Below are 21,791 nucleotides of genomic sequence, written 5' to 3'. Positions count from 1 at the left end.
TTGCCTGATCTTGATTTGGTGGCTCAAACTGGCAAGTGGGTGGGGCGTCCTTCATTGAGGGTGGCTCGCGCCGTCTCTCGCACGGTAAGAAGCTGCACCCCACCCCCGCACCTTCGACGGCCCCGCTCATCTGGCCGGCGTCGCATCATCCGGTGGGGACGATGCCGGCCGAGCGAGAGCGACGACGTCCTCGGTGGGCAGTGGGCTGGCGGGGTGGTGGGTAAGGCAGAGCGGCGTACAGGCCTTGCGGAACGGCTGCCCCTCGACTGCCACGTAGAACTGACCGCTGCTCAACCGCGAGATGTCCGGCACGTCGCCGCCCTTGAATCGGGCCATCTCGCGGGCCGCCTCGATGTGCACCGGCGCGTTGAGCAGCCCGAAGAACTGCGTCGCCGCGTTGCCCGGTATCTGGCTGTGCAAGCCCTTGGGCGCCTGGGTGGCGAAGACCAGGCCGAGGCCGTACTTGCGGGCCTGAGAGGCGAGCATCAGCGTACTGCGCGTACAGGCCGTGACCGGGCCGGACGGCGCCAGCGTCTGCGCCTCGTCCATCACCAGCAGTCCGCCCAGCGGCCGGTCGCCGGCCGGGTTACGCTTGATCCAGGAGAAAAGGGCCATCTGGAGCTGGTTGACGAAGCCCTGCCGCTTCTCCTCGCCTGGCAGCCCGACGAAACTGATGATGGAGACGCGGGCGCGCTTGCCCGGTGCCGGCGTCAGCAGCGTGCCCGGGTCGGCCGACTCCCCCGTACCACCGAAGAGCGGGTCGTTGATCCGGGCGGCCTCCAGGTTCTCCGCCAGGTCGGCGGCGATCGCCGGCGCACCGGCCAGCTCGCTCACCCCCTCGGGGAGTTCCCGCAGCAAGCCGATCAGGCCGCCCAGGCTCGCCGGCCCGCCGTGTCGGCCGTAGTACCGCAGCGCCTGCCGCAGCACCGCCTGGCCCCGCATTGCCTTGGCGGTGTTGGCGGCTACCTGCGCGCGCGGTGCCAGCGCGTCGACCGCACTGTCGACCGCCTGGGTGAACTCGTCGGGGTCGTCGCGCACACCGCTAAAGTCGGGCAGGGGCTGGAACGTCAGCGGCCGGCCACTCTCCCGCCCCGGCGTCCAGACCACGACGTCCGTCGACTCAAGGTAGTCGGCCGCCGCCTGAGCGTCGGCGTCGCCCCACGCCGGTGGCTCATCCGGCCAGGCATCACCGAGGCGCGCGAGGTCGTTGTTCGGGTCCAGGACGATCGCGGAGACGCCGAGCAGCGCGCACTCCTCGACCAGCCGCCGGATCAGGACGGTCTTGCCAGATCCCGAGCCGGCGAAAATGGCGATGTGCTTGCGTAGCGCGGCCAACTCCACGTGGATGGGGTCGCCCTGGTCGAAGTCGACACCCACCCGGAGGTATACCCCGGCCGGTGCCGCCACCGCGACGTGTTCGGTAGCGGTGTCATGTTCCACGAGCGCTTCGATCCGCTCGGGCGGGTCAGCGTCCGCCGGACTGGTCGGTGCGACGTCCGCCCCGGCGGTCACGGTGTCGATCCCGTCGACCGAGGACGAAGCGGACGGCACATCCGCGCCGGGTGGCTCGTATCCGGCGGGTGGCTCGCGGCCGGCGTCGGCGAGCGCGGTCGCCAGCAGGGCGGTGCGCGAGGCCGGGCGGCGGTCTACCAGCCAGGCCTGAAGGCCGTCCGGCTCCTCGGCGAGCAAGGTCCGTAGCGCGACCAGGCTGCGCAGGTCGTCCTCGCCAAGCGGCAGCGTCCGCCCGCCGGCCGCGGCGAACTCCTCGACTGCCCGGCGCCGCCTGGGACTGTCCGACCACTCGTCGTTGCGCAGGACGAACAGCCGCCGCTGGGCGACTCCGTGGGCCAGGCCGGCGGTCACGCACGCGTTGCGCAGCCGTGCCAGCTCGGCGTTGTAGTGCTGCTCCGCGATGGCCCGAAAGGCCCAGTGGGCCTCGTCCCCGGTTCCCTCGTCCAGCGTCCGCCGGAGCCGTGCGTGCAGCGGAGGCTTTCGCAGCGGGATCGTGTCCTGGTCGAAGTCCGCGTCTGCGCCCTCCCTGATCCACGCGTCCAAGGCGGCGGCCAGTAGGGACGGCACCTCCGTATCCTCGTTGGCCGGGTCGAGCAACCCGGTTACCTGCGCCTGTGCCCGCAGCGCCGTGTACCGCTCGTCCAGAAGCCGGAGTGACGAGCGGTCGGCCGGCGTTGGCATCGGCGCCGGTGTCTCGGCTGCGGCCGTGAGCGTGGTCATCTCGGTGACCTCGCCGTTGAGCACGCACGAGCGGATGTGCCGCTCGACGTTGATGAGCAGCTGTCGCGGCGTGAAGTCGGCGGCGTCGGCGAACGCCTCGGGGTGCACCGGCCAGGTGGGGTACGGTGGCACGAAGCCGACCTCTTCGTAGTGCGCCGCGAGCCGGCGCTCGATCAGGGCCCGGCCGACGTCGGCGTCCGGGATCGACTCGAGCGTGGCCGTCTCACGAAACCGATCCTGTACGGTGTCGACCGCGTTGCTCTTGATCAACGCCCACGAAACGGGCAGCAACGCGAGAACGGTTACCGTGCGCCGGGTCATCTCGCGCAGCTCCATCAGGCCGCTGGCGACCTGGTCGAGTAACACCGCCGCGTGCCAACCGTCCGCGTCGGCCTCGGTGGGCTTGGTGGAGACGTGACTCCGGTTCGCCACCTGTGCGATGAGGCCATCGACCTGATCCACCGCGATGACCGAGGGCCCGGTGAGCGCGAGAAGGCGAGACACGTCCGAGACGAGCTCCTGCGGCAGGCGCCGGGCCGGCCGGATGCCCCACGCGGCCCGTTCACCGGCTTCCGCCTCATCGCCGGCGAGCAGGTACGACATCGCGATGTCCTGCACCCGTTGGTCTGTGCCGGCGAGCAGGGCCAGCGCGCGGGCGGTGTCCCGGCACCCGATCGCGATCTGGCGACTCAGGCTGCCCAGGGCGGTCACGAACGCGTCCAACCTGTCCAGGGTCATCGGTGCTCGACCCGTTACCGCCATCCGGGTCACCACGGGAAGGTCGAGCGCGTCGCTGAGACGTTGCAGGAACGCGTGCAGCTGCGTCGAACCTTCGTCGTCGACGGGCTGGTTCAGGCCGTCGACCATCGACGCTGCGGCACTTCGCCAGAACGTGTTGGCGTCGAGCAGGTTGACCAGGAAGAAGTAGCCTCCCCTGAGCTGGGTCAGCTCGCGGACCCGACTGAGCAGATGGGTCTTCCCGGCACCACGTTGACCCCGCACCGCGACGCCGATCGGGCTGGCGTCCGGGCTCCGCTCCGCCGCGGACAAGCCGTCAAGGATGGTCGCGAGAACGCCCGGGTGAAGGCCGTCGACGTGGAACCGCTGCGGGTGCCAGACGTCGTTCCTGGTTGGCGTGTAGTTGAACTGCAGATGCGCGAGCGCTTTCAGCATTGCCTCGGTCACGACGCCCCCATCGAAATCGAATGCTTGGGCTGATCGCCGATCACCACCGCCGCGGCCCGGGTACGCGCATCGAGAATCTTCTGGTTCGCTTCGGGCACGAAGGTGACGCCCCGCTGGCGGTTGAGCCGACGCAGCGCCGCGTCAACGTCGGCCGGGACAAGGTCGCCGACCAGGTCACGCAGGTCGGCGAGGCTCACCAGATCGCCAGCGCAAGGAGCGACCATCCGGTACGCCGCACGCACGCGCTCCTCCACGTCCTGCTCGACCAGCGCCTGTTCCCGGGCCGGCGCACCGGTAGCGGCGGGGGCGTTCGACATGACGACGAACTCATCGAGGCTGGATCGTTGCGCAGCCAGGAAGTGACCCCACCGCCGGAGCACGGCGTAGAGGGCGCCACCGACAGCACCTGAACCAGGTGGTGCCGAGCCACCGTCAAGCTGAGTACGGCAGTGCGCCCAGCCCTTGTCGCCCAGCGTCAGCACGAGCCGGCCCGAGGGACGCTCGACCTCGATCAGCTTCAACCGCTCCAGCTTTTCCCGCGACCCCTTCTTCAGCTGACAGCGGTGGTCCTGCGTCAGGCTCACATTAGAAACCTGGCCTGCCTCGGCCATGAGAATTAGGAGCGCAGCCGTCTCGACCGTCGTCAAGTGTTCGTCCGGCATGTCAGTTTCCTTTCCCGGCCCGCCTACGGTTGGCGAGGAACTGTTGAAGAAGTGCGAGCACGTTCTCGATGTCGTCGAGCACCTGCGTGTTGGTGAAGCGGAGTACGGCGTACCCGTTGAGTTGGAGCATCACGTCGCGGTGTCGATCATCGGCGTACTTGCCCGCCGCCCTGTGATCGTCGCCGTCGATCTCGACAATGCACCGCTCCCGTTTCCACAGGAGGTCGACTCGAACAGGGTTGACCAGCGGGCCCGGCCTGACGGTGGAATTCCACGCCCGGCCGGCCGCCCAAGGGCGGCTGACGAGGGCGTTTTCAAGCACCACTTCGGTGCGGCTCGTGGGATGCGGCCTGCCAACGACACTGAGATGCCGTGGTTTACCGACTCGCGCCTCCCGGCGCGGCAGCCCTTCAACCGGCTGGCCGAGGCGGGCGTTGGAGACTTCCGGCACGGGGCGTACGACCGAGGAATCCGGGACGGCTCGCGCCATCACGACTTCCGGCAGGAAGTCAACGGCCGGCAGCGATCCACCGCAGATCCACACGCCGAACCGACCGTGGTCGACCAGCCACCGTGCCGCTCCCACCAGGGCCAACGCTCCACGCTCATCAAGGTCGTCGGGCGGTCGCAGGAGCAACGCACATGCGGGCCGCCCGAAGCCGGCCGCGAGCACCCGGCCCAGCCCCAGCGCCCGCACCTCGGCCTGATGTCGCCGCGTATGCGGTCCTGGCCCGGCCAAGGCGCCGGTCGCCAAGTCAACGAGAAAGGGGCCGTACTGGGCGGTGTCGGCGGCATGCGCAACCGCGAGCGCACTGACGGCGGTCCGCGCGGCGCCGGCCGACGTCGTGATGCCTTCGGCTCCCGGGAGCCAAGCAGGAAATAGTTGACCGGCAACGGCCTCCATCTCGTCCAGGCTGGAAGTCACTGTCGCGCTCTGACTCCAAGACCCTGCCGTCCTTTGGAAGATGACCGCCGGCGCATCGGGCGGTGCAGCCGCTACCACAGGTTCCAAGTCGTTCGGGTGGAAGCACTTGATCCACACCACCCGATCAGTCGGAAACTCCGAAAGAGAAAAGACCAACGACTCGCCTAACATGAGATGGCGGAAGCACCCATCTTGGCGAGCCGCCGATTGAAGCAGCAATCGCCCGGACGTGGGCGTATCGCCACTGTCCAGCATCAGTCGCTAGCCGATCAAGCGGCACTCACTCAGCCCACCGAAGGGGATGTTGGCCAATCTCCCACGCCCATCCCCACGAGCGGCCAACACACCAGCGCCAATCGGACGATGACAGTGGCCGCATGTGCCTTGAATATGAACCGGTCGATGGACTCCTTCGGGTTGGGCCGACTTCGCCGACCGTCCCCGGACAAAGTGACCGCCACGATCGACGATCACAAGGAGCGCTTCACGGCCGAACCAGGTCCCCCTGGGTCGCGAGCATGAGCGGGTGATGCTGGAGATCGGTCGAGCTCACGGCGCTAAACGCAACGGTGCTGAAATCGGGCTACCAGGTGAGCCGACTACGCACTGGCGCTCGCCCGGGCTATCGCCCAGCCTTATCCGGGTGCGGTCATGGCGGCAAGCTGCGTGTTGGCTTGGCTGTGGATCAGTGGGTCGGTGTTGAGGGCGGCGTCGGCGAGTTGGTGGACGCGCCAGTACAGGACGAGGCGGTGGGCGTCGGTGGGGTGCGGCCGGTAGGTGAGGGAGAGCAGGTCGGTGGGATCGGGTAGTTGAAGGCGGACAGCGAGGCGGGCCAGGTCGGATAGTGGGTCGCCGTAGGCGGCGAGTTCCCAGTCGAGCAGCAGTCCTCCGGGTATGTGGAGGAGATGGCCGACCTGCAGGTCGTGGTGGAGCAGTCTCGGCTCGATGTCCAGGTCGGTGGTGTCGAGTTCGCGCTGGATGGCGGCTGCGACGGGGACGAGGTGCGGCGCTGCGTCGGTGTAGGTATGCAGCCGGTTGTGGAGGTAGGCGCGCCAGGCCCGATAGCGGCGTGCGCCGGCGAGGCGGCCGGCGTGCGGGCCAGGGATGCGGTGGATGACGGCGAGGGGCTCGGCGATCCGGTCGAGGAACTGGTCAGGCGTTACGGGTGGGCCATGGACGGCGGTTTGTGCGGCCCACGGCGGTGCTGCGCGTGGGTCGGCGGCCAGGAGTCGGGGTGCGGGTGCGCGGTGGGCGGCCAGGAGGGTGAGGGCGGCGGCTTCGTTGGCGGCGCGGGCGGCGATGCCGTAATGCTTGAGTACGTATGGCGTTGACCCGTTGACGTACCAGACTCGGTTGGCCTGGCCGGTGGTGAGTTCGCGGGCAACGTCGGAGACTCTGCCGTCGATTGCCACCACGGTGGTCAGGCGACGTCGCCGAGGTAGCCGGTGCGCGGTTCGCCGTAGGCGAGGGCAGCGATTGGCTGTCGCAGGGCGTGGGGCAGCAAGTTAAGGCCTGGCACCTTTTCCAGTTCGACCCACTCCAGTCCGGTTTGCAGGTCGTCTTCGGCGTGGCCGCTGAGCTGGCCCGGCGTCCCCTCCGGCGTGCAGTGGAAGATCGCTTCGATGCGGTGGGTGTCGGCTTCAGTGTCGGCGTGTTCGTGGTTCGCGCCGATGTACTCGCGCAGCCAGAGCAGGCTTACCACTCGCACGGTCAGTCCGGTCTCTTCATGGACTTCGCGGCGTGCGGCGGCGTCGAGGGGTTCACCGGGGTGTTGACCGCCGCCGGGCAGGAAGTAGCAGTCCATGCCTTCCCAGGCGGCTCGTTGGAGAAGGACGCGTCCGTTGTGGATGACGACGGACTTGGCGGAGGTGCGGATGGTCGGGGTCACATGCTCGGCCACGAGGTGGTCTCCTTGCTCGACGTAGGCAGGTGAGGGGTGTCAGCGTTCAGTCTTGCCGAAGCCGCGGTGTCGTCTGGTGACCTTTCGGAAGATCAGTTTCCAGGGGCCGGCCATCCGGACGAACGGCTGGAGCGGGCTGGCCGCGATCACGGCGACCGGATGACGGGGCGACGCCAGCGGCAACCGGTCGGCGGAGCGGGGCGGGCGGACGGCAGCGTGCAGTACGGGGGCGAGGGCCAGCAGCCGCGCGGTGAGCAGGGGGCCGTGGAGCAGGATTCCGAGGACCGCGATGGCGACCCATTGAGGCCCGGCCCACCAGGCGCAGGCGACGGCTGCGGCGGCCAGAGGAGCACCGATCAGCCAGGCGGCTTCGTCTGCCCACTCTCGCGTGATGAGGAGGGCCTTGGCCGGGCGGGAGATCGTGGCGGGTAGGTGGGCGACCGCTTGGGCGTGGCGGTCGGGGCGGGCGGAGGCGGTGAACGCGAGCGCGTGGAGGTTGGCCAGCCCGGTCGGCTCGGTGTAGGGCTCGTCCAGGACTGCGACGGTGGTGGCGGTCAGCTGGGCACCAAGTAGGGAGAGTCGGTGTCCGGTGCCGAGGTCTTCCATGGGTTCGGGGAAGCCGCCGAGTGCGCGGATGGTCGGGAGATGGACGGCCATGCCGCAGCCGACGGCGTAGACCATGGGACGTAGCCATGTACGTAGCCACGGCGGTAGCGGGGAGCTGAACAGGTATGCGTGGAGGCGGATGCGGGCGAGTTCGATGCCGAGGGAGCGCCGCAGCTGGTACGCCCACTCGCCGGTGAGTAGCAGGCCGATCGGACCGTTAGGGAAGGGTCGGCGGCCCAGCAGCGGCAGTCGCTGCTGCTGGATGAGGGCCGGGGTTGTGCCGGTGTGGGCGATGCGGGTGGCGACAGCGTTGGCGAAGGCGTGGAGTGTGCGGGCGTCGGGGATCGCGTCGGCGTCGTAGACGACGGCGAAGGTGGAGTTCGTGTCGTCGGTGTCGTGCCAGCCGAGCGGGCCGAGCACCTGGTCAAGGTGGTCGAGGGCGAAGTTCAGCTGGCCGGCCTTGCGCCCGCCGACGTCGGGCTGGTGCAGGTGTACCAACGGCAGCCGGTTGGCCGGTTGGTCGGCGGTGAGGGCCGCGACGACCTCGGCGGTGGTGGGTTCGGCGTCGAACCGTTCGGCCAGGATCGCCAAGTGGTCATTGGGCGGGGCGGCGCTGACGTCCTCGGCGACAGCGCGGCATCGGGTGGCGGGAAAGATGCCCCGCAGATGCTCGGCCCGCAGTGGCTGGTGGGCGGCCAGCGCCGGGAGTTGGCTGCGGTGCCGGGCGCGGGCGGTGGTTTCGCGTTCGGTGGTGATGACCACGACGGCGGCCCGTCCGTGCGGGTACTCCAGTGCGGTGAACGCGGCGATCGTCTCCGGGGCGACGCTCTGCTCGCGCAGCATCGGCAGCAGGATCACCAGCCACGGTGCCTGGCTACGGTCGGTGCCGGTGGGGGCCGGAGCGGTCAGCAGCCACCGGGCGCATACCTCGACCGCCACGATCACCCACAGAGCGCGGGCCAGCAGGGCGACCAGCAAGATGGGGACAACGACGTGCAGCCAGACTCCTATGGCGGTCACTGTTGCTCCAGCAGCCGGTAGATGGCCCGCACCTGGTCGGCGACGACAGGCCAGGCGAAGGTTTGCGCGAGTTCACGGGCAGCGGTTCGCCGGAGGGCGTGGTCGGGGGTTCCGACCTCGGCGAGGATCGTCTCGACCGCTTCCGTGGCGGCGGGCGGTTCGCCCGGCGGGGTAAGCAGGGCTGCGAGCGTGTTGCCCGCGTAGTGGCGGATGCCGCCGACGTCGGTGGCGACCACCGGGGTACCGCAGGCGAGCGCCTCCAGCAGCGCGTTGTTGGCTGTGGCGTCTTTCAACGGCAGCAGCAGGACCGCGGCCTGACGGTAGAGGGTGGTCAGCGCGGGCTCGCTGATGCCCTGCAGGACACGGGCGGCCGGGTGCCACGGGTGGCGATGGGCCTGCCGGGTGACGACGGTCAAGTCGATGCCGGCGCCGTGCCGACGGTTCAGGCGTTCGTGCACCGCGTCGAGAACCTTCCAGTCTCGCAACCACCAGCCGACAGTCAGCACCAGCGGCCGGTCGGTGACGGTCCGGTCGGCGGGGGTGAACGCGGCGGTGTCGATGCCGTGCGGCACCACGTGCACTCGCTCGGCGGGGACGAGGTCGGCGAAGAACGCCTGCTGGTGTGGGTCGAGGGTGATGATCTGGTCGGCGCGTGCGGCGAGGTCGCGCCATGCGGCGGGCGGCATCAGTGCTGCCAGGTGGGCGGGTGGCCGGTGGTAGGTGACGGCGGTGGGTCCGTGGCGGTGGCGGGAGAAGTAGAACTGTTCGTCCCCGTATAGGACGTGGGCGGGGCCGCGTGCGGCCAGCAGCGCGAGGTCGGTGGCGCAGTGCTCGACGGGGTAGAACGGCAGCGGGCACCGGCGTCGGAGCAGCCGATGTGCGCGCTGGGCGGCGTGTTGGGCGAGGCGTCTGGTGGGCGGGGTGATCCGGCGGACTTCGGGGAGGTGGTCCAGGAGGCGGTCGTAGCCGCTGTGGGTGGTGTGCCAGGGTACGCGGACGACTGAGGCGATCACGGGTCATGCCTCCTCTGGGGCGAGTAGGCCATGGGCTCGCAGTTGCGGTGCGACGGCTGCCGGCTGGTCGAGGCGAAGGACGGGCAGGCCGCCGGCCTTGAGCGGGTGGAGGCGTTGGGCCCAGCGGCGGCGATGCCGGTGATGGTGGGCCGGGCCCCACCACAGGATCGAGTCACGGGAGGCAAGATGCCGGAAGGTCTCCCGGTTCCCCGCGAACAGCTCCTGCCCGGTGGCGGCCCGCCGTAGCGAGCGACGGATCAAACGCGGCAGGCAGGTCCGCAACGGCAGGTCGAGCCAGACGGCGAGGTCGGCGCGCTCTAACAGGCTTTCGGCGACGTCTCCGCCGTAGTTGCCGTCCGCTACCCACGCCTGGGCGGCGAGCGCGTGTCGCACGGCGGTGTGGAAGTCAGGGGTGTCGACGGGAGTCCAGTTCGGCGCCCAGAACAGGGCGTCGAGGTCGACATGGCGCAGGCCAGTGTGTGCGGCGATCGCGGCGGCGAGGGTGGACTTGCCCGAGGCAACCGGCCCGACCAGCGCGATCCGCTGGGGCCTCACGGAAGACTCCCGCCCACGGCGTCGGCGATCCGTTCCAGCAGGTCCACGGCGCGGACGCCGGCTGTCACCGCCATCACCGGCACCGTGGCGACCAGTTCTTCCAGGCAACCGGTGGCTTGACAGGCCAGCTCATCCACAGAGCGGTTACGGTCGGCGAACCACGGGTGGAGCCAGTCCTCGTCGTGGGGAGTGCAGCAGACAGCGGCAAGCGCGGCGCGGGCCACCGCCGGACCGGGGAAAGCGACGCTCAGGTTCCGGTCGTCGTCGTGGAGCTGAGGAAGGACGACGAGCCGAAGCGGGGCGTTGTCCTGCACGCGGGCGGCGAAGGCGTGGGCGAAGTCGTGCGGCGTGTACGCGGCTTTGCGGGCATCACCGAAGTCGGCCGGCAGCGATTGATGCGGTGGCAGACTCTGGCGTGGGCCGAGCGCGGACAGGGTGCCGCCCGCGATCCGTAGCGAGATCGGCACGCCGACCACGTGCGAGGCGCCCTTGGTGAGCATCGCGCGGTCGGACGCGACCACGTCGGCCTGCCGGTGCGCGGCCAGCGCGGCGAGCATGGTGGTCTTGCCCGCCCCCGACGGACCGGCGATCAGCACTCCATGGCCATCGACCGCTGCTGCGGCAGCATGGAAGGTGGTCCAGGCGCGATCTTCCGCGCAGCGGAGAACGACTTCGCGGATGACGCGCATGGCATACCGCTCGCCGCGCTCCGCCCCCGGGTGTAATACGACGTGCACCTGGCGCGTCGCGTCGCGGGCGTACAGGTGGTCCTGCGGCAGGTGCGATTCGGGGTCGGGCCGCCACCAGGAGACCCTTCCCATCCGGGAGAACCGGTACGGCTCGCCGCGGAACGGCACCACCGCCAGCGACCGAACCGCCTTCAGGCGGGCCATCCGGTCCCGGAAGAGATCCTCATCGTGATGAACCCGGATCGGCGTCAGGTGTCCGCACGGCGGGGTCAGGTCTGTCTCTGGGGCGAAGTTCCGCAGGTGGCTGCCCTGCGCGAGCCGGAAGGTCTCGTCGGCGTGGATGAGGAAGCGGTGCCCGGCGAAGCAGACCGACCAGCCGTCCGTGGTCGCGTTCACGAGCGGCTCCCAGCCGCCGTGACGGTGGACGCGGTGAGCAACTCCTCCGGCGTGCCGGTCACCAGGCGGCGGGCGACGTCGATGCCCATCTTCACCGCGTGGTCCATGTTGCCGATCTCGTACCGCCAAGCGCCGAACCGGCCACGCGGGTAGATCCCGACCGCTTCCATCCACGGCATCACCTCGGCCAGGGCCGCATCGCGGCTCAAGGTGGGCACCGGGTAGGCGTACGGGATCACCTCCACGTGGGCGCTGGCCAACGGCGCATGGGCGGGAACGAGGCCGTGCCGACGCAGCGCCCGATCGCAGGAGTCGATCAACACGTTGTGGTCGACCCGGGTGCCTTCGAGCAGGGATGTCTCAGTCATCCAGGAACTGAAGGTGCGGGTGTCCGAGCCGGGGACGTTCGCGGGCGCGTACTTGCTGAAATTGGTGGCCCGATAGAACGGCACGTCCGGCTGCGGGAAATACATCCACGACCGGACGTCGGTGGTGGAGGCGCGGTAGCCGAGACCGACCATGGCCACGGTGGTGTGCCGTAGCCGCCCGGCCGCCGCCCGGACCCCAGCCGGAGCGCCCGCCGTCATCGCCGTCAACTGGTCCAGCGGCCCCGTGGCCACCAGATGGTCGTACGCGACGCGTTCACCTCCGGCCAGAACCACCTCCCGAGCGGCAGCGTCGACGGCGGCCACACGGGCATGGGTACGCACACGAGAACCGAGACGAGCGGCCAATCGGCGCGAGATCTCCCCCGTGGCGCCGGAGATCGGAAAGGCGAAGGTGGCGTTCGGTCCCCACCGAGAAGCGCGCCTCGCCGTAGAGGCAGCCTGCAGCTGGTCGAGATCGACCGGCGCGACGCGCTCGGCCACCCAGGACGAGGACATCAGCTCAGGCGCCGTGGCCCACACCTTGGCGTTGTACGGGCCAAAGAACCGCTCCACCAACGCCGACCCGTAAGTCGCCCGCAACCAGGTCCCGAAGTCAGCCTCCCCGACCACGCGGCCCTGCCGACGGGCGAGGGCCAAGCCATCCAGGCAAGCTGCCGCGTCCTCAACGGGCAGGCAATGCACGTGCTGTTGAAACGGGTACGGAACCCATCGGCCGCGGTAACGGATAAACGAGGACCGGTCGTGGCGCAGCAGCTCGTCATCCCTGAACAGCTCGGACAGCAGCCGGTCGAACTCCCCGAAATGGGAGAAGACCACGTGCCCGCCCAGGTCCCAGGTGAACCCGGCTGAGTCGGTCACGGAGGAAGCGAGCCCGCCCGGCCCGACGGATGCCTCCAAAATCAGCCAGTCCGGGTGATTCAGCCGCACCAGCTCGTCCGCGCAGGCCAGGCCGCAGAGCCCAGCCCCGATGACGACGATCCGGCCGGGCTCTCGTGCTGACGAAGCCTGCTGGGCGGGGCGGACCACCACAGCGGTGGGCGTCGCCGGTCGGGCAGTGGTGGTCGGGTTAGACATGGAAGTTCTGCCAGCTGTTGCCGACCAGGCGGGGCGGGTTGATCAGCACGGTGTTGTCGGGTGGGGGGTTGCGGCGCATGGGGTGCAGGGTCGGGCCATTGGGCAGGGTGATCGCGGGTCGGGGTTTGTAGCCGTGGCGGGTGAGAAGGTGTTCTCGGCAGGTGGGGATGGTGGTCCAGGAGGGCAGGCCGATGTGGTCGAGGCGACGGCGGTGGTGGGTGAGCATGGCTGCTGCGCATCCCGTGTGCTGGGTGTCGGGGTGGACGGCGAGGAAAGCCAGGTGGTAATGCGGTTCGGTAGGCTGTCTCGTGGACAGGAGGCTGTCCAGCAAGTCGAACCGGTCCGCATGCGCTCCGGCGGCGTCCGCGAGGCGGATCCGGTACTGGGCTGGTGGCGGGATGGGCCGGTAGCGGTGAAAGCCGACGGCGGTGGCGGTGTCGTCGTCGGTGAGGTGGATGTCGCCGAAGAACATCGCGTGTTCGACCCAGATAGCGGCGACGTCGGTCAGCACCTGGCGGCGCTGTTCCGGGTCGCGCACCAGCCAGGCGGCGAGTGGGGTGGGGTTTAGGGCGTCGGCGATCAGCGCGGCGACCTGGTTCTTGTCTGCCCAACCGGCAGCGCGGATACGCAACGGAGCCTCCATCGGATGGGTACGTAGGTGGGTTAGCGGTAGGTGGCGGTGGCGAGGTCACCGACCGTGGCGTCGACGGTGGCGGTGATGTCCCGCACCGACCGGTGGTGCTGGCCGGCGATCTCGTTCAGGCGTGTGGTCAGGGTGGTGGTGTCGTCGCCGAGGTAGAGGTGCTCGGCCAGACCCAGGGTGGCCACCAGGCCAGCGAGCGCGGCGGTGTGGTTGTCGGGCTGTTCCCGGCCGGCAGCCAGATACCGCAGCCGGGCGCGGGCGACGACCACCCATTTGCTGTCCGTGGCGAGGTAGGTGTCCGTGCGTGCGAGGCCACCGAGGCGGCGGCGGGTGGTGTGGCGGAGGATGCCGGCGGCGACGAGTCCGGCGCGGGTGCGCTCGTACAGGTCCTCGGCGAACCAGCGCAGGAACGTCTTCACCGGTGGCGCCGCCTGGCCGTGGCGGATCGCGGCGAGGGCGGTATCAGCGATCAGGTCACCCACGGGCTGGCCGCTGTGCGGGCGCAGCCACCGGTCGCCGACCGGCTGGGTATCGCCGGTGGGGTCGAGAACGATCCGTCCGGCGAGGTACAGGTCGATCAGGACCGCGCCGGCCAGCCCGAGCGCCAGGGCTTGCCGGTGGATGTGCGGGTGGCCGGTGTCGTCGTCGTGGCCGAGCAGGAACAACTCATCGCGTAGCGGCAGCTGAGGAAGACTCATCGACCTGTCCCTTCCGGGACGCAGATTGCCGGAGGCTGGCGCGCGCCCTGGGCGAACTCGGATTCGCCGGGGCCTGCCGGTCCCACGAGTCCGATGAACATCAGCACCCGCCTGGCAATGGACAGGGAGGGTCCCCTGCGGGTACTGAGCTGGAGAGAACCAGTCATGAGCCGCTGCCCCTTTTCATCCCGACCCCGGCGAGGAAGCCGGCAAGGAAGGGGCTGGCTACATGTCCCCTCTCGGTCTGGTCCTCGGGATCGGGGCGCCACTGGGCGACAGGGAGGAGCGCTGTGTCGCTCGCTGGCATCGTTTCTGGCGCGTTGGCAGGGACCATGGCGAAGTCGCCGAACAACGCCTCGACTTCTGCGGGGGTGCGCAGTTGAAGTGGGGTGGGGGTGCGCTGATACAGCCGCTGCACCTCGTCGGTCTGGCTTGTGGCCGTGCCGGTGGCCGCATGGGAGATGACGAGTGCGCTGCCGGGACTCATCGCGGCGCGGAACGGTTCCACGATGGCGTTGACGCCGCCAGGGATGAAGTGCAGGACTGAGACGAAGAGGACGGCGACGGGGCGGGTGAGATCGATCAGCCGCTGCGCGGTGGGGTTCTGGAGAATGAAGTCCGGGAAGCAGATGTCGGCCTGGATGACCTCGACTCGCGGGTCGTTACCCAGCAGGGCCCTGGCGTGCGCGACAGCTACCGGCTCGACATCGACGTAGAGCACGCGAGCGTCAGCGTGGGTGCGGTGGACGATGCCATGAACGTTGCCGACGGTCGGTATGCCCGAGCCGAGGTCCAGGAATTGGCGTATGCCCTGCTGGAGTGCATAGCGGACGGCACGGCGCAGGAACGCGCGGTTGGCGCGGGCCGCGTCGGCGACCTGAGGTGCGACGGCGAGTACGGCATCGGCGGCGTGCCGGTCCGCTGCGAAGTTGCGGCTGCCGCCGAGGAAGTAGTCATACATCCGCGCGGCATTCGGACGAGTCAGGTCCAGCTCGGCAGGTGCCCAGCTCATCGCCTCAGTTCCCATGATCTTCCCCCAGTTGCTCGCTCGGGGCCTTGGCGATGCGGCGTAGCCGCTGGTGCGCTCCGTCATAGGGATGCACGCCTGTCAAGATCACCTTGTTGAGGGCGGCGTGCATCGTGTAGAGCGGATCGCAGACGTTGCCAGGGGCGGATCGGCCGGCTTGCGAGACGACCTGGTAGGCGTCGAGTAGCTCCAGACCGGTCAGTTGTGCGGTCCAGGTGACCAGGTCGTGCTGGCTGATGCGGTAGGCGTCCTCAAGCGGACGGGCAGCGCCGATCGAGATGATCCGGTGGTCGGTTTCGATGCGGGGCCATGGTGTAGCCACGCCCTTGATGAGGTCGACGGCGACGGTGACGTTCATGGCTGTCTCCACCGCGACGCCGCACACCTCGCCCTGCCCCTGGCGGGCGTGGCCATCACCGATGGCGAAGAGCGCGCCGGGGACGTTGACGCCCAGGTACACGGTGGCGCCGGGGCGGATCTCCGGGGTGTCGAGGTTCCCGCCGTGTGTGTCGGGCACGATCGTGGAGCGAGCTTCCCCGCCGGCCGGGGCCACTCCCACGGTGCCGAGCATCGGCTCCAGGGGCATGACGATCGTGTGGTCGGAGCGGCGGGCGTGGAAGGTGACGGTGTCTGCGGCAGTGTCGATGGTGTAGCGCCACACCCGCTCTTCGAGCGGCGGGTGCAGCATCGCCGTGGTGTGGGTGGCGGTCAACGCACCGAAATGCGGGAAGGTGGCTGACATGCCCCAGCCTCGGGCCGGGGTGATGGCCGCGAAGTGCAGCGCGATGGTGTCGCCAGGTTCTGCGCCGAGCACGTGGAAGGGGCCGGTGACGGGGTTGAACGCCTGGCACACTTTTGACGGCAGGTCGTTCACCGTGCGTACGGAACCGCCGAAGCAGTCCTCGGTGCTGGTGACAAGCAGGCTGCCCGGCTTGATCTCGGCGACGGCCGGGTGTGCGCCGAAGGTGTAGTGCAGCTGGCCGTCGGTGCGCTGGTAGGTGACGGTGCTGGTCATGCCGCCTCCCGTTCGTTCACGAGGCCGGACAGCTCAGGACGGCGGCCGGCGACGTATAGACCCGTCAGGGTCAGCAGGCCGAGGGTGAGCCAGACGAAGCCGAGGCGTTGGGCGGCCACGTTGGCGTTGATCACGACGTAGGCGAGGATGGCGAATCCGATTCCCGGAAGGATCAGGTGCGCGATCAGGTTGCGGCTGCGTCGGCGGACCAGGTAGTGCCAGACGACGGCAACGTGCAGCATGAGGAACGCGGTCATCGCGCCGAAGTTGATCAGGCTGGACAGCAGCGCGATGCCGTCGGCGCGCCAGTTCATGTAGAGGCCGATCGACAGCGACACCAGGGCGGTGAGGGTGATGGCGTGGGTGGGCACGCTGTGTCGCACCGACACCTTGGCCAGGAACTTCGGCAGCTGCCGGTCGCGGGCCATGGCGTACAGCAAGCGCGAGGTGGCCACCTGCGCGACGAGGGAGTTCGCTACGCCCCAGGCGACGGCCGTGGCCGCCGCGCACAGGGTGGCCAGCCAGGGACCACCGGCGAGCCGGGCGGCGTAGTAGAACGCGGTGCCTTCCGGATCGCCCTGAGCGAGGAGGCCATCCGGGTTGGGCACCAGCAGCGCGGCCATCCAGGTCTGGGCGATGAACAGCAAGCCGGCCACGCCCAACGCCGCGGCCATTGCCCGCCCGATCTGCCCCGCGCCGCCCTTGTTCTCCTCGGCCAGCATCGAGATGCCGTCGAAGCCAAGGAAGCTGAGCACGGCGATCGAGACCGCGCCGAACACCAGCGCCCAGGTGAACGTGTCGGGGTTGTAGAGCGGCGTCCAGGAGAAGCCGTGTCCCTTGCCTTGCGCGAGGGCACCGGCCGCAGCGGCGAGGAAGATCACCAGGACGATGACTTCGCCGACAAGCATCACTCTGGTGATCAAGGCGGTCATCCGGATTCCCCGATAGTTGACGAGGGTGTTGACCAGGACGAAGCCGACCAGCCAGACCCACACTGGAACCGCCGGCACGGTGGAGTGCATCGCCACCGCTGCGATCAGGTACAGCAGGCTGGGCACCAGCACGTAGTCCAGCAGGATCGCCCAGCCGGCGAGGAAGCCGACTGGTGCGCCGATCCCTCGCCCGGCGTAGTTGTACACACTCCCGGCAAGGGGAAACGCCCTGACCATCTGGGCGTACGAGGCGGCGGTGAACACCAGCGCCGCCATGCCGATGACGTACGCCAGCGCGACCATCCCGCCGGCGCCGGAGTAGACGGATCCGAAGATGCCCATGGGCGCAATCGGCACCATGAACACCAACCCGTAGAAGAGCAGGTCGGCGAAGCCGAGTGAGCGGCGCAGCTCCGGCCGGTACCCGAACCGCGAGGAGCCCGGCGACACCTGCGCCGAGCCGATCTCCGGCGGAGGCGCTGTCTGCCTGGTGTGCATCCTGTTCCGTTCCTTCCTGTCGGTCATCGACGCCGGCTCATTCCGGCAGTGATAGAGCTGGTCCAAACGGAGGCGGCTCCGTAGGCAGCCGCGCGTCGCCGGGAGCTGCCAGATCGGCCGTTAGAGGCGCCAGACGATGGACAAGTCCTGAGCGCAGCCGCCGACCCGTACGGCGACCAACAAGCGGCGGAAAATGTGGCCGAGTTCCTCGGGGGCGGCGTCCGCCACCAGACTCGGTGCCGGTGCCGCCACCGCTTCCAGGACGAGCTGTTCAAGGTCCTCGGCATCCACAGCGGTCAACCGGCAGCCGCAGGGCCCTCGGTAGGCCCGATGACCGAGCATCCGGACGGGCTGCAGCGACATGCCACAACCCCGGCAGCGCAGCAGACCCTCGAGGGTAAAAGTCCCCGGAATGGGCGATCCGGGCTGCGCCGGCCGCTCACCGCCGCAGCCGGATGCGGCACGTCGCGCGCGATCGCGCACGTTCTTGCTTCGCACGTCGACGGCCACGAGGCACCTCCACCATCACCACTGCTCGCAAAACGCGAGGGCTGGCCACAGCAGTGGAGGTGACGCAAAACCGCATCGCCCATCCATCGCCGTGTCTGTCTGTGCGACCAGCCTGCGGGTCCGGTCCGTCCCCTGACGATGTGTGGACGTTCTAGTGTTGTCCTAGTTTCGGCTCGTCTGCGCCCGCCGTCGTCTACTACGCTGCCGACTGCGACAATGACGCTGGGTGCATAGCCTGGGGGATATCCCATGGAGACGGTACGGCGGTGGACCGGCCGCGAGGCAAGAGCACTACGCCTAGCCCAGCGGATGAGCGTGCGGGGCTTCGCCGAGCACCTGGGCGTCAATCCGGCGGCCGTCTCCAACTGGGAGAAGCGCGGTTCCGCGACCCGCATGCGCTATGAAACCCAGCAGATGCTCGATGTCGATTTTGCACGGTCGCCGACCGAGGTCAAGCAGCGATTCGCCCAGACCCTCAAAGCCTCAGTGGCCGCAAGTCCGAGCGACTCGCCCCCACCTGCCGACGGCCCCAGTCTCGCAGTGCAAGATCTCGGCACCCGCTCCAGGGAACGGACGGCCGCCATCCTCACCGCGCTCGGCAGCCAGCAGCCCGACGATCTCGCATACACGCCCCCGGCCGACGTCCAGCACCTGGTTGCGGATTTCCTCGCCTCGACCGCGCGCGTCTACCTGGTCACCGGCCCGCCGGGCTGCGGCAAGACCAGCTTCACCCGCCACCTGGCGTCTCATGCTCCTGAAGTGGATGTTCAACTGCTAACCGCGGACTCATGGACCGAGGACGTCGACCTGGCGCGGGAGATACTCCGCTACGGCTCCCAGCCGGCCGGCGTGGATCCGCTGCTGACCCTCGAGGGTGAGAGCCAGAGTCTGTCCAGGCCACTGCTCGTCGTCATCGACAGCCCGCAGTCCCGCACGGTAGTGGACAAGGTCTGCCGCCAGCTCGACGGCACGCTACGGCAGGTCCTCTCGGACAGCCTGAGGTTCCTCCTCGTGCTACGCACACCGCCGGACGTCGAACTCGCGCCCTACCCCGTACTGTCGGCAGCGGTCATGCCCGGCCAGGATCACGGTGCCGGCCCGTCGCTGCCGCTGGCCCGCTGGGATGCCGGCATGGCCCGGGACGTGTGGAATACGCAGCGGGGTGCAGGCGAGCCCCCGTTCGACGCCCTGCCCGCGAAGATTCGTAACTTGGCCCGCCTGCCGCTGTACATGAGCCTCATCCGGGCCGCCAAGCCGACCGAGCCGCTCGGGCAAATCAACGCCTACCGGCTTGTGGAATTCTGCGTCGCCTCGATCCTGAAGGCGGCGAGCCTGGACGTCGAACGTACGACGGCGGAGCTGACGGCACTCGCGCGACGACAGCTCGCCTCCGCATGGCCGCACCACCTCCTTCCTACGACCCAAGCAGACCCACCAGGGAATGCCGGTGAAATCACCACGTCCTCGATCGCGAGACTCGTGCGGTCCGGCTCGTTCGGCAGCTTGACGTTCCATCACGACGTCATCCGTGAGTACCTCTTCGCACGGTGGCTCGTCCAGCTCATCGAGTCCCATGGACGCTCGACCGTCACCATCGAGCTGCTCAACGATCTGGCCGCTCGCACGAGCACGTCAGGCGACTTACGAGGCGTCCTGGAATTCCTTCTACAGGGCTTGGACGCGACCTCACCGGAGCTGCTGGCCGCCGTCGCGCAGTCACCGTCGGTCAACATCACCGAAACGCTGCCGTTGATGCTCGACCTCGCCGGCGATGCCCCAGCCTTCACCACCGCCGAGGTATTGCGCGTGTGCGCCTCCCGGTGCTTGAACGACAATGGCCTGCCCCTCGCCAGAGCCCTCCTGCACGCCAGCGCAGCCGCCACGGCGCTCGGTGCGGAGTACCCCCGATGGATGCTGCGGGTGCTGCGCCGCTTCGGCCCGGCAGTCTGGTCCGACATCGTGGCGTGCGTCGAGACGCAGCTGCCCATCGCGACCATCCACGACTTCGTCCGTCTCGCGCAACTCGACACCGTAGAAGACGCGGTGTTCATCGCCCGACACTTCTACGTCTTCCTCGCCACCGACGGCGGCAGTTCCCATGAGCTGAAGGCACTGCTGGCCCACCCCGACTGGCGAGCCCGGGCCGCCCTCGCAGAGGGGATCCGAGCGGGTCACGCGATCCCACACCACACGATGACCTCGATCATGGAGTCGCTGGCTACAGACCGCGACTACAAGGTCCGCGCCGCCGTCGCCGAAGCCATCGGCCGCTCGACCGCACCCGGCGTGGAACACCTCCTCGCCACTCTCCTCGGCGACCGGAACTGGCACGTCCGCGAGCGCCTCCTCCAAGGGCTTGCCGCCAGAGTTGGAGACGACGACTCGGCCGCCGACCTGGTTATCAACGGCCAGGAAGCATGGCGAAACGGTCCTCGAAACGTCCGGGTCGCCGCGCAGCGGCTCCTGCTCAAGTCCGGAAGACAACCGATCCAAGACGAGGACTCATCCCGCAGTGCCCTGTTCGGCCTGCTCCGAGAGATCCGCACCGGCGCCCTGCGGCTGCCCACGAACGTCCAGTCCGCCTTGGTCAGCCAGGGCATCTCCTCGGCCGACTGGCTCGTTCGCACCGAAACCAACCTGCTCGACGCCGGCAGCACAGCAACAGGCATCAGCAAAGAAGCCTTCCGCCGTCTCCGAGACGGACGCACACTTCAAGTCGCGCTCGATGTCCGCGACGTCGACCACGCCATCGCCGTCGCGCAGGCCGCCGCCACCGCTGGCGTGCAATTCATCGAGATCGGCGACCCGCTCATCAAGAGCGTCGGCATCCAAGCCATCAGCGCCATCAAGCAGCGAACGCCTGGTGCCTGGATCGTCGCCGAGATGATGTCCGCAGACTGGGGACGCGACCAAGTGGTTCTCGCGACCGAGGCCGGAGCCGATGTCGTGCTGCTCATCGGACCCGCCAGCATCGCCAGCGTGTCCGCAGCCGTCGAAGCGAGCAAACGTCTCGCCGTCCCCATCATCATCGACGTGCCCGAGGGCCGGCTGGCCCAGGGCTGGGTCCAGGACATGGAACGCACGGGAGTCGACGGCTTCGCCATCACCACGAACATCGACCTGGGCGTAGCCGGTTTCCACCCCCTCGACCAAGCACAACTCATCAGGTCGTGGACCAGGCTGCCGGTCGCAGTCTCTGGCGGCTTCGAACCCACCGACGTCGAAGCCAGCCGACAGCGCTCATGGGACATCCTCGTCGTCGGTCGCGGAGTCACCGACTCCCTGGACCCCGCCGTCGCCGCGCGGGACCTCATCGCATCGATCGAGCTCACCGAAGGAAACCATTAATGATCGTCACCCCGCTCACGGTCGACCTGATCCCCGACATGGAGAAGCTGCTGGCGCTGGGTGAGCCGTACATCAGGCTTCGGGGTTCATCGGATTACTGGCTGTACGCCACTCTGTTCGCCAATACATGCCCAGTCGCCATCATTGACGGACAGCTCGTCGGCAGCGTGATCGCCTTTCGAAGCCAGGTCGCCCCGTCCGAGATCTACCTGCAGGACGTGATGACACACCCCAGCCACCGCCGGACAGGAATCACGCGGGCACTCGTAGAAGAAGTTCACCGCCAAGGCTCTCTCTGGGGATGCCGGCGCCTCTTCCTCACATCGGAACCCGGCAACCACGCCGCGCACCGGGCGTGGCTTGCCTTGGGCTTTAGCAACGAGCAATGCTCGAAACCTGTGGATGAGCGCCGTGGGGGCGTACCCTCCCGGCGAGTCCGAATCCGAGGAATCGAGTAGAGCCCGCGCGCCAACG

Annotated in this window: 18 protein-coding genes; 2 read left to right on the top strand and 16 right to left on the bottom strand. The window is 68.9% G+C overall.

Features of this window, described 5'->3' with window-relative positions; all coding sequences use genetic code 11:
- Positions 1-126: 126 nt before the first annotated feature.
- From AB0C02_RS20965 to AB0C02_RS20890, 16 genes are all read right to left on the bottom strand, one after another.
- Positions 127-3,417 carry a DUF87 domain-containing protein gene (locus AB0C02_RS20965; protein WP_357550313.1) on the bottom strand — a complete coding sequence of 1,097 codons (3,291 nt, stop codon included), beginning with the start codon at positions 3,415-3,417 and terminating at the stop codon, positions 127-129.
- On the bottom strand, positions 3,414-4,079 hold the full coding sequence (locus AB0C02_RS20960; protein ID WP_357550311.1) for a hypothetical protein: 666 nt from the start codon (positions 4,077-4,079) through the stop codon (positions 3,414-3,416). The genes AB0C02_RS20965 and AB0C02_RS20960 overlap by 4 nt, the downstream gene beginning before the upstream one ends.
- A 1-nt stretch (position 4,080) precedes the next feature.
- Entirely contained in the window at positions 4,081-4,983 is a 903-nt protein-coding gene (locus AB0C02_RS20955; RefSeq protein WP_357550309.1) for a DUF559 domain-containing protein, read from the bottom strand.
- Between the two features lie 656 nt (positions 4,984-5,639).
- Complete coding sequence (locus tag AB0C02_RS20950) at positions 5,640-6,419, bottom strand: aminoglycoside phosphotransferase family protein (RefSeq protein ID WP_357550308.1); 780 nt, start codon at positions 6,417-6,419, stop codon at positions 5,640-5,642.
- A 5-nt stretch (positions 6,420-6,424) separates the two neighbouring features.
- On the bottom strand, positions 6,425-6,904 hold the full coding sequence (locus AB0C02_RS20945; protein WP_357550306.1) for an NUDIX domain-containing protein: 480 nt from the start codon (positions 6,902-6,904) through the stop codon (positions 6,425-6,427).
- Positions 6,905-6,943: 39 nt separating this feature from the next.
- Positions 6,944-8,530: a hypothetical protein gene (locus AB0C02_RS20940; protein WP_357550304.1), complete on the bottom strand. Its 1,587-nt coding sequence runs from the start codon at positions 8,528-8,530 to the stop codon at positions 6,944-6,946.
- On the bottom strand, positions 8,527-9,543 hold the full coding sequence (locus tag AB0C02_RS20935) for a glycosyltransferase (protein ID WP_357550303.1): 1,017 nt from the start codon (positions 9,541-9,543) through the stop codon (positions 8,527-8,529). The genes AB0C02_RS20940 and AB0C02_RS20935 overlap by 4 nt, the downstream gene beginning before the upstream one ends.
- A 3-nt stretch (positions 9,544-9,546) precedes the next feature.
- Positions 9,547-10,098: an adenylate kinase gene (locus AB0C02_RS20930; RefSeq protein WP_357550301.1), complete on the bottom strand. Its 552-nt coding sequence runs from the start codon at positions 10,096-10,098 to the stop codon at positions 9,547-9,549.
- Complete coding sequence (locus AB0C02_RS20925) at positions 10,095-11,183, bottom strand: hypothetical protein (RefSeq protein WP_357550299.1); 1,089 nt, start codon at positions 11,181-11,183, stop codon at positions 10,095-10,097. The genes AB0C02_RS20930 and AB0C02_RS20925 overlap by 4 nt, the downstream gene beginning before the upstream one ends.
- Complete coding sequence (locus AB0C02_RS20920) at positions 11,180-12,646, bottom strand: NAD(P)-binding protein (RefSeq protein ID WP_357550298.1); 1,467 nt, start codon at positions 12,644-12,646, stop codon at positions 11,180-11,182. The genes AB0C02_RS20925 and AB0C02_RS20920 overlap by 4 nt, the downstream gene beginning before the upstream one ends.
- The gene (locus tag AB0C02_RS20915) at positions 12,639-13,277 is read right to left on the bottom strand and encodes an N-acetyltransferase (RefSeq protein ID WP_357550296.1); all 639 of its coding nucleotides are present in this window, start codon (positions 13,275-13,277) and stop codon (positions 12,639-12,641) included. Before AB0C02_RS20915 ends, AB0C02_RS20920 begins: the two co-directional genes overlap by 8 nt.
- A 32-nt stretch (positions 13,278-13,309) precedes the next feature.
- On the bottom strand, positions 13,310-13,987 hold the full coding sequence (locus AB0C02_RS20910) for a GPP34 family phosphoprotein (RefSeq protein ID WP_357550294.1): 678 nt from the start codon (positions 13,985-13,987) through the stop codon (positions 13,310-13,312).
- 163 nt (positions 13,988-14,150) lie between these two features.
- Positions 14,151-14,999: an SAM-dependent methyltransferase gene (locus tag AB0C02_RS20905; protein WP_357550291.1), complete on the bottom strand. Its 849-nt coding sequence runs from the start codon at positions 14,997-14,999 to the stop codon at positions 14,151-14,153.
- A gap of 4 nt (positions 15,000-15,003) precedes the next feature.
- Entirely contained in the window at positions 15,004-16,029 is a 1,026-nt protein-coding gene (locus tag AB0C02_RS20900; protein WP_357550289.1) for an acetamidase/formamidase family protein, read from the bottom strand.
- Positions 16,026-17,459 (bottom strand): APC family permease, encoded by a 1,434-nt coding sequence (locus AB0C02_RS20895; protein ID WP_357550286.1) that lies wholly within the window; start codon positions 17,457-17,459, stop codon positions 16,026-16,028. Before AB0C02_RS20895 ends, AB0C02_RS20900 begins: the two co-directional genes overlap by 4 nt.
- A gap of 120 nt (positions 17,460-17,579) precedes the next feature.
- Positions 17,580-17,969 (bottom strand): zinc ribbon domain-containing protein, encoded by a 390-nt coding sequence (locus AB0C02_RS20890; protein WP_357550283.1) that lies wholly within the window; start codon positions 17,967-17,969, stop codon positions 17,580-17,582.
- A 249-nt stretch (positions 17,970-18,218) separates the two neighbouring features.
- On the opposite strand from AB0C02_RS20890, the gene AB0C02_RS20885 reads away from it, so the two are divergent.
- Both AB0C02_RS20885 and AB0C02_RS20880 read left to right on the top strand, forming a co-directional pair.
- On the top strand, positions 18,219-21,317 hold the full coding sequence (locus AB0C02_RS20885) for an orotidine 5'-phosphate decarboxylase / HUMPS family protein (protein ID WP_357550281.1): 3,099 nt from the start codon (positions 18,219-18,221) through the stop codon (positions 21,315-21,317).
- Entirely contained in the window at positions 21,317-21,775 is a 459-nt protein-coding gene (locus AB0C02_RS20880) for a GNAT family N-acetyltransferase (RefSeq protein ID WP_357550278.1), read from the top strand. The genes AB0C02_RS20885 and AB0C02_RS20880 overlap by 1 nt, the downstream gene beginning before the upstream one ends.
- The last annotated feature ends 16 nt before the right edge of the window (positions 21,776-21,791 follow it).

It is taken from the genome of Micromonospora sp. NPDC048999 (assembly GCF_040649295.1).
Classification (GTDB): Bacteria; Actinomycetota; Actinomycetes; order Mycobacteriales; family Micromonosporaceae; genus Micromonospora.
This window is presented reverse-complemented; position numbering and strand designations above follow the sequence as displayed.

Bases quoted from the DNA above. Each gene is read 5' to 3' on its own strand.
- AB0C02_RS20920 (WP_357550298.1), bottom strand. From the start codon at position 12,646: ATGTCTAACCCGACCACCACTGCCCGACCGGCGACGCCCACCGCTGTG.
- AB0C02_RS20955 (WP_357550309.1), bottom strand. From the start codon at position 4,983: ATGGAGGCCGTTGCCGGTCAACTATTTCCTGCTTGGCTCCCGGGAGCC.
- AB0C02_RS20910 (WP_357550294.1), bottom strand. From the start codon at position 13,987: ATGAGTCTTCCTCAGCTGCCGCTACGCGATGAGTTGTTCCTGCTCGGC.
- AB0C02_RS20905 (WP_357550291.1), bottom strand. From the start codon at position 14,999: ATGAGCTGGGCACCTGCCGAGCTGGACCTGACTCGTCCGAATGCCGCG.
- AB0C02_RS20880 (WP_357550278.1), top strand. From the start codon at position 21,317: ATGATCGTCACCCCGCTCACGGTCGACCTGATCCCCGACATGGAGAAG.
- AB0C02_RS20895 (WP_357550286.1), bottom strand. From the start codon at position 17,459: ATGCACACCAGGCAGACAGCGCCTCCGCCGGAGATCGGCTCGGCGCAG.
- AB0C02_RS20885 (WP_357550281.1), top strand. From the start codon at position 18,219: ATGGAGACGGTACGGCGGTGGACCGGCCGCGAGGCAAGAGCACTACGC.
- AB0C02_RS20900 (WP_357550289.1), bottom strand. From the start codon at position 16,029: ATGACCAGCACCGTCACCTACCAGCGCACCGACGGCCAGCTGCACTAC.
- AB0C02_RS20960 (WP_357550311.1), bottom strand. From the start codon at position 4,079: ATGCCGGACGAACACTTGACGACGGTCGAGACGGCTGCGCTCCTAATT.